Origin of the sequence: Chryseosolibacter histidinae (assembly GCF_018598225.1) — a bacterium.
GTDB lineage: Bacteria > Bacteroidota > Bacteroidia > Cytophagales > Cyclobacteriaceae > Chryseosolibacter > Chryseosolibacter histidini.
In genome coordinates this window covers 62,475-69,729 of record NZ_JAHESF010000036.1, presented here as the reverse complement: position 1 = coordinate 69,729, position 7,255 = coordinate 62,475, and the positions used below count along the sequence as shown (strand labels likewise).

At 51.1% G+C, this 7,255-nt stretch carries 6 protein-coding genes; 1 reads left to right on the top strand and 5 read right to left on the bottom strand.

The features are described 5' to 3' along the window. Nucleotides 1-126: 126 nt before the first annotated feature. The 5 genes from KK083_RS25235 to KK083_RS25215 all read right to left on the bottom strand — a co-directional run bounded on the left by KK083_RS25235 (nt 127) and on the right by KK083_RS25215 (nt 5,204). Nucleotides 127-1,188: a 6-bladed beta-propeller gene (locus KK083_RS25235; RefSeq protein ID WP_254168647.1), complete on the bottom strand. Its 1,062-nt coding sequence runs from the start codon at nt 1,186-1,188 to the stop codon at nt 127-129. 502 nt (nt 1,189-1,690) lie between these two features. Further along, the gene (locus KK083_RS25230; protein ID WP_254168645.1) at nt 1,691-2,101 is read right to left on the bottom strand and encodes an META domain-containing protein; all 411 of its coding nucleotides are present in this window, start codon (nt 2,099-2,101) and stop codon (nt 1,691-1,693) included. A gap of 104 nt (nt 2,102-2,205) precedes the next feature. Beyond that, on the bottom strand, nt 2,206-3,273 hold the full coding sequence (locus KK083_RS25225; RefSeq protein WP_262899605.1) for a Gfo/Idh/MocA family protein: 1,068 nt from the start codon (nt 3,271-3,273) through the stop codon (nt 2,206-2,208). A gap of 103 nt (nt 3,274-3,376) precedes the next feature. Beyond that, complete coding sequence (locus KK083_RS25220; RefSeq protein ID WP_254168643.1) at nt 3,377-3,838, bottom strand: hypothetical protein; 462 nt, start codon at nt 3,836-3,838, stop codon at nt 3,377-3,379. Between the two features lie 46 nt (nt 3,839-3,884). Next, the gene (locus tag KK083_RS25215; protein WP_254168640.1) at nt 3,885-5,204 is read right to left on the bottom strand and encodes a cytochrome P450; all 1,320 of its coding nucleotides are present in this window, start codon (nt 5,202-5,204) and stop codon (nt 3,885-3,887) included. A 184-nt stretch (nt 5,205-5,388) separates the two neighbouring features. Between KK083_RS25215 and KK083_RS25210 the strand changes: the two genes are divergently transcribed. Then, the gene (locus tag KK083_RS25210) at nt 5,389-7,188 is read left to right on the top strand and encodes a PAS domain-containing sensor histidine kinase (RefSeq protein WP_254168638.1); all 1,800 of its coding nucleotides are present in this window, start codon (nt 5,389-5,391) and stop codon (nt 7,186-7,188) included. Nucleotides 7,189-7,255: the final 67 nt, after the last annotated feature.

Genomic DNA, 7,255 nt, shown 5'->3' with positions numbered 1-7,255 from the left:
GTTGGAGAAGATGAGGAAAACGGCAGAAGTTTGAAGTTTAAGGTTTAAAGTTTAAAGTTAAAAGTTAAAAGTTGGCAACGGTGGGTTTCGAGCTCAACTTGAAACATTAAACTTGAAACTTGAAACTTAAACCCTTTCAAGCTTAACCGGGTACGTCTTATCCGCATTCCATTGGCAAACGTAAATGTTCTTGTCGCCGTCAATGCACACGTCGTGGCAATGCTGGAAGATCGGTTTTTCCTGCACGATCATCTGAAGCTCGCCGTTCTTGTACACAGGTTTGGTGCCTCCGGGATTGGAAACCACTTTGTCTTTGCCGTTGAGAATGGTGACAAAACCTGACCGGTCTGTCTGATTAAGGTACCGCAGGCGCGACCAGCAAACACCGGCATAGATATTCTCACCATCGATCACCGGGCGGCATACGTATGCACCGGGAATAAAGATCGTCGACAAATATTTTCCATCGAGTGTGAACCGTTTGAAAGAATTGTGCGCGCGTGAAGTGCAGAGCAGCGTGATGTTGTTCTTGTCGCGCTGATCGATGCACACGCCATGCGCAGTGCTGAAGTTGGAGTCACCATCGCCGGGGCCGCCGAACTTTCTCATGAACTCACCCCTGGGAGAGAACTGAAGAATATACTGCGAGCCGTAACCATCGGCTACATAAATATCGCCGTTAGGAGCAATGGCTGTCTCGGTCGGCTTGTAACGTTGCGTGGTTTCATAGACATTGATGCTGTGCGGATGCGGCAGCTCCATCAGCTTTTTCCCATCCGCGGTGGTCTTCACCACACGGCCGGTATCCGGGTCGCAGATGAACAGCACATCCTGTCCGCCTTCGTTGAAAAGTGTGAGACCATGGCCACCGGGAAACTCATTTCCCCAGGTGGTGATGAGCTTGCCTGAACGATCGTAGATGATGATGTTGTTCTTGACCTCATCGGTGACCATGATGAGTCGTCCTTTGCTGTCAAGCACCATTTCGTGGCAGTTCTTCACGGGTGTGGTGGCCGGGTCAAGGTTGCCCCACGCCTTATGAACGCGATATCTGAAATCGCCATGGCCGATGACCTCGTCTTCCATAACAGGTTTGCTGATAATGTTGAACACTGGCAGGCTGAAGGCTGCACCCGTAAGCGCTGTGGTCTTCAGGAAATCCCTTCTCGATCGTATTGGATTTTTCATTATCGAACTTAGTCAATCCGGCAGCAATTTCAAACCGAAATTATGTGGGCTCCGAAATGCAAACCGCAGAGGGCGCAGAGGAAAAACGCAGAGAACGCAAAGAAGCTTTCCTTTCTGAACCCGCCATCCTGAGAATTCGGCAGCAGGGATGATGGTATAGCCAGCATTTCAAATTACGAGTTCAGGAGGCTCCTCTGGAGCCAAACGGGAATTTAGTCTGCTTCTCCTATAAACAGGTTGCTCCTATGGAGCAAAATGCATTCAGCTCCGGATGGAGCTCCATGTTTATAGAATGGAAAGTTGATTCGTACTCGGCTCCATAGGAGCCTCCTCGGTGCGCCGCTGTTGGGATAGCCGTGGGAGAGACGGATCCCCAACGCTCAAGCCACCATGCAGGATGACGAGAAACGAAATGCCTTTGCGCTTCTTGGCGGTCTTTGCGTGAACGGCATTAAACCCTCTGCGGCCCTCTGCGCCTTCTCCGCGATCTCTGCGGTTTGTATTATCGGTTTTGCGCCTCGAAGCGGGCGACCAGGGTTTCACCTTTGTAAAGCTCGAGCGTTTTTCCATTGATGACGTAACGGTCGGCTTCCGTCAGTGCCTGTGTCAGGCGGTTCTCCACTTCCATCTGCAGCTCGCAGAACATGCGTGTGGTCATGATGCTGAAATCGACCTTGTTGCCATCCACGGTATAATCGCCGCCAAGGCCGTTGCATCCTGCAAAACCTTTAATGTTGTTTTCGCTCGTGAGGATCATATGCACTTCACGACCCTGCGCAGGTGTTTCCACCGGCTTACCTCCTGCTTCTGTCAATTTCCAATAGGTGTTCTCCAGGGTGAGGCCGCTTACCGTGGGCGTGCCTTTACACTGAACCAGGAATATGATAGCGGCTAAAAGAAATATTCTGTTCATGACTGGAATTTACGAATTACGATATCCGAATTTACGAATTACGATTTCAGATTTACAATTGAGAGTCTCTCATAATCGTATTCCGATAGCTATCGGGACTAAAATTACAACATAACAACCTTGCCAGTCCGAACCGACTCATCACAGGCGAAGGCGATCCGCAGGCTGTTCACGGCATCCTGCACGTGGTCGGTGAGGTCGATGTTCTCATGGATGGCCTTGAGAAAGTAACGCTGCTCGCGGTTGCAGAGCTCCTGGTGATCAGGCTCGTCTTTCAGGTTGATCCAGTCATCGGGTTTTACGAACTGATCGTTTTTATCCAGCGCAGCATGATGGAACCGCAGCGACTCGGTTTTGGTATGCGACTCCACAGAATCAGATTTGCCTGTGCCGCCCGCCTCCTTCGCCACAATGGATACACAACCTTTCGGCCCGATCACATCCTTCACAAAAAACGCGGTTTCGCTCATCATCGGTCCCCATCCCGCTTCATACCATCCCACCGATCCATCTTCGAAACGGATCTGAAGCTGGCCATAGTTGTAATTGCCCGCCGGGATCTCTTCTGTAAGCCTTGCACCGATAGCGCTCACCTGCACCGGCTTTGAACGGGTCATCTGGCACATCACATCTATATAGTGCACGCCACAGTCAACGATGGGGCTGAGGCTTTCCATCAGGTTGCGGTGCACCGTCCACATGTTTCCATGACTTTGCTGGTTCAGGTTCATGCGCATCACAAGCGGTTTGCCAAGCTCATGTGCCAGCTGAACAAAACGTTCCCATGACGGATGATGGCGCAGGATATAACCAACCACCAGCTTCTTCTTTGCTTTTCTCGCAGCGGCCGCCACACGTTCGGCACCTTCCACGGTGTCGGCGAGTGGTTTCTCGATGAACACGTGACAACCCTGCTCCAGCGCCAGGATGGCAAAACGTTCGTGGGTATCAGGATACGTGGAAATGCACACGGCATCGGGTTTGGTCTGCTTCAACGCTTCTTCATAATCATTGTATAGCGTATAACCACCACCTAGTTTGGCATTGAGCACTTCCTTACTTTTTCCACTGGAAACCAGGCCACAGATCTCAACACCTTCCAAGGTATGATAAGCCTGCGCATGAGAGGCTCCCATATTTCCACAACCGACTACAAGAACACGTAAAGACATATCAGAAAATTTAAACAAGCCCCAATCTTAAGGGAAAATACAGAAATATTAAAATGATTATTTCACATCCGGTTTTTCAAAGTGTGTTTTTTGAAACAGTATCTCAAGAAGCACCCATGATCATGTCAATTTTTTCACGGGCATCGCTGCTCTCGAAAGCGTCGCGCGCCACGAGCTCATAGGTATCCTGAAAGTGATACAGGAACAGAATGGAAGCCTTTTGAACGCTTTTTACTTCCGTAGGGTATTCGTTCACGGTAAACGACTTGCTCACACCATCAGCATATCGTTCTTTGTGCTGACTGAGAGACCTGCGCCAGTTCTCATCGGGCACTTGAATCGTGTCAGGCACTTTGATCTTTCCATCGTTCTTTAATACGTTCCTGACCCTGAACACACATCCCTTTTTTATAAATGGCGGAATGACTGTCTGCGAGGCTTTCGGGTCGCGACTCGCAACGGGAACTTCTTCCTTGTAAGGCTTCACAAATTCAACTTCAACGATCAGGTTCGACTCAGCGATCACATCAGATAAGCTTACTTCTTTGGAACGGATGATGCTCATGCGGGTTGGGTCTGGATAATGATGTACCAATATACGCGCTATTATTTCATGAAAGGTTGGAGATCTTCAATATCACATGATCGGGCCGCAGGGTCACCAATGGTTTTAAGTTTGGGGCAACGCCTCCAGGCATGACGTCAAATTTCTGAATGAATGCCTGCAGGAAAATAGCCATCTCTGCCATTGCAAAATTATTACCGATGCACATGCGTGGACCGGCGCCGAAAGGATAATAGATCTTCTGTTTCTCCTTCTCCTGTCCGGCTTTTAAAAATCTTTCCGGTTTAAAAGACAAAGGATCCTGCCAGTAGCGGGCATCGCGGTGCAGGCCATAGTAGAACAGAATGACGATGATGTCTTTGGGAAAAGTATAGTTGTTGTATGCATCGTCATGCAACGAAACCCTGTCGCTGATCCACGCCGGTGGGTACAGCCTCATGCTTTCCTGGATCACGGCAGCAAGAAGCGGGTGCTTCACGCATTGCTGAAAGGTAAGCCCTGCAGTAGACTCTCTCAGCTTTTCAAGCTCATCGCGATGACTTGCCAGAAGATAGAGCGTGAAGGAAAGTGCGTTGGCGGTGGTCTCGTGCCCGGCGATGAGCAGGATGAGGATCTCATCGATCACCTGCGACTCCTCCATGGCGGCACCTGTATCTTCATAGCGGGCATCCAGCAGCATATCGAGCAGGTCGTCAAATTTTTTCCCGCTTTCTTTTCTTTCGCGGATCATGGTGCGGATGATGTGCCGTGCCCCTTCTGCGTTATTCATGTTGCGTTTCACTTCTCCTGACAGGTGAAACCACCAGCTCTTGTGGGGCTGCCGGATGTCCCTGATCACAAAGTCCTGCGTTTCTGTGATAAACCTTCCCAGCTCGTCGCGGGTCTTCACTGGCATCCGGATGGTGAACAGTGTGTTGATCACGATCTCGAAGGCAAGCCTGTTCATCAGCGGGTAAACATCAAGGGTGCCTCCAGGAATGGTTTGCAAAAAATCGTCGGCTGTCTTTTTAATGATCGCGTAAAGCGCCTGTATTTTATCCGTGTGAAAGCCGGGCTGGATCAGTCGCCGCTGCCGCAGCCAGTACTCGCCGTTGGAGGTCAGCAGTCCGTTGCCGATGAACCGTCCCAGCTGCTCGGTGAGGATCGTCGATTTATAATAGTTTCGGTGATTGACCTTCAGCACATGCTCGATGAACCCGGGGTCTTGTGTGGCGATCAGCCTCCGCGAACCCAGGTTTACAGCATACGTACCGCCGAACCGGGCCATGCTCTCTTCCATTGTACCGATGGGATCCTTGACCTGTTTATAAGTACGCCAGAAAGACTGCAGAAGCGTATACCCCGGAGGCAGCGAATAGTTTGTCATGTCAGGTAAATTTACGATTTCAGATCTAATCCGGATAGCCATTTACGGCCGATGGACCACCAATTATTCCGAGCGGCGAAGCTGATCAAGAAATTAGAATTTGTATATTAAAAAGTGATTTATTTGTAAATTGATAAGGTTGTACCGGAAAAACCGGACAGATCTGCTTCACTCCTCAGCGGATATGCAAACATCGTCGACAGAAAATCCTGTAGTCACTTTCCTCATTGATCAGTCTGGCATCCTGACTTTATCGGGGGATTGTGACCTGGCACGCCTTGGCCTGAAACGGCAGGTTCGCACCGGTGAGAGCGTTTTCAACCTGAACCATGGTGAGGCGTCAATAGCAGCAATTGTACGCCGGGCTTTGGGTGGTGAACATGTTACCACCACTGTGGCCGTTAATGGTCAAACGTTCTCCAACAGCTACGCTCCTTTGTTCGACGCCGGTGGAAAGGTTAAGCAGGTGATCGGTGTATCGTACGATGTGACCGAGCGCAAGAAAAAAGACGAGATCCTGCGCAAGAGCGAATTCAAGCTGTGGATGCTCTTCAACTCAGCCAACGATGCCATCTTTACGATGGATAACAAAACTTTCATCGACTGTAACGAGGCAACCTTGCGGATCTTTCAGTGCTCGAAAGACCAGATCGTGGGGCAGACACCTTACCGTTTTTCTCCACCCCAGCAGCCGGATGGACGGCCCTCAGAAGAAGCTGCCATGGAGAAGATCAACGCGGCCCTCAGTGGCAAACCACAGTTCTTCGAATGGCGGCACATCCGCTACGATGGCACACCCTTCGATGCGGAAGTTTCACTGAACAGGCTCGACCTAGAGGATGAGATCTTCATCCAGGCCATTGTACGCGATGTAAGCGAGCGCAAGAAGGCGGAAGAGGAGAACCGGCGGCTGGCGATGGTTGCCAACACCACAACCAACATGGTGGTGCTGGCCGATGGCGAAGGAAAGATCGCGTGGGTCAACCCTGCGTTTACACGCATCACAGGATACAGCCTCGAGGAGGTGAAGGGCAAAAAACCGGGAAGCTTTTTACAGGGGCCTGCCACCGATGGCGCCATAATAGCGCTGATGCGCGAGAAGCTCAGCAAGGGAACAGGTTTCAAAGACGTTGAGATCATCAACTACAACAAGGACGGCAAACCGTATTGGGTATCCATTGAAGTGCAGCCCATTTACGACCGTGCCGGGCAGGTGACCCAGTTCATCGCCATCCAGAGCGATATCACGGAACGCAAGGCTACGCAGCACGCGCTGCTGGAACGCAACGAGGAGCTGGTGAAGATCAACGCCGAGCTCGACCGGTTTGTTTACTCCGCCTCTCACGACCTGCGCGCACCCATTGCTTCGCTGCTGGGCCTTATTGAAGTGGCGCGCCTGGAGAAAAGCCTCGACAACATTGAGAACCTGCTCAACATGCAGAAAACGAGTCTGCTGCGCCTCGACAGGTTCATCCGCGATATCGTAGACCACTCCCGCAACATGCGCCTGAGCGTGGAGCCCGAAGCGGTGAACTTCGAGCACATCGTGCACGCCACCTTTGAGCAGCTCCAGTTCATGGACAACGTGAACCGCCTGCGCAAGGTCATCAACATCAAGCAGGCTGTAAAATTCTACACCTCCCCCACCCGGCTCGACATCATTTTCAACAACCTGATCTCGAACGCCATCAAGTATGCCGACCTGCGCAAGGAGGATCCGTTTTTGGAGATCACAGTAAGCCTCAATCAAGCAGGTGCCGAGATCCGCGTGCGCGACAACGGAGAGGGTATTCCCGCAGAGTCACTGCCCAAGATCTTCGACATGTTCTTCCGCGCTTCCGGCAGGGGCTCTGGCTCCGGCCTTGGGTTGTACATTGTGAAAGAAGCCATTCAAAAGATCGGCGGGAATGTCCAGGTGAGGTCCGAATACGGACAGGGAACTGAATTTGTGGTGGAGATCCCCAACCTGGCGGGACAGCGATGACAAAAAAACGCAGGCATCACAACCAGATCATCATGGGCGGTGTCTATATTGCATTAACCTTTTTCTA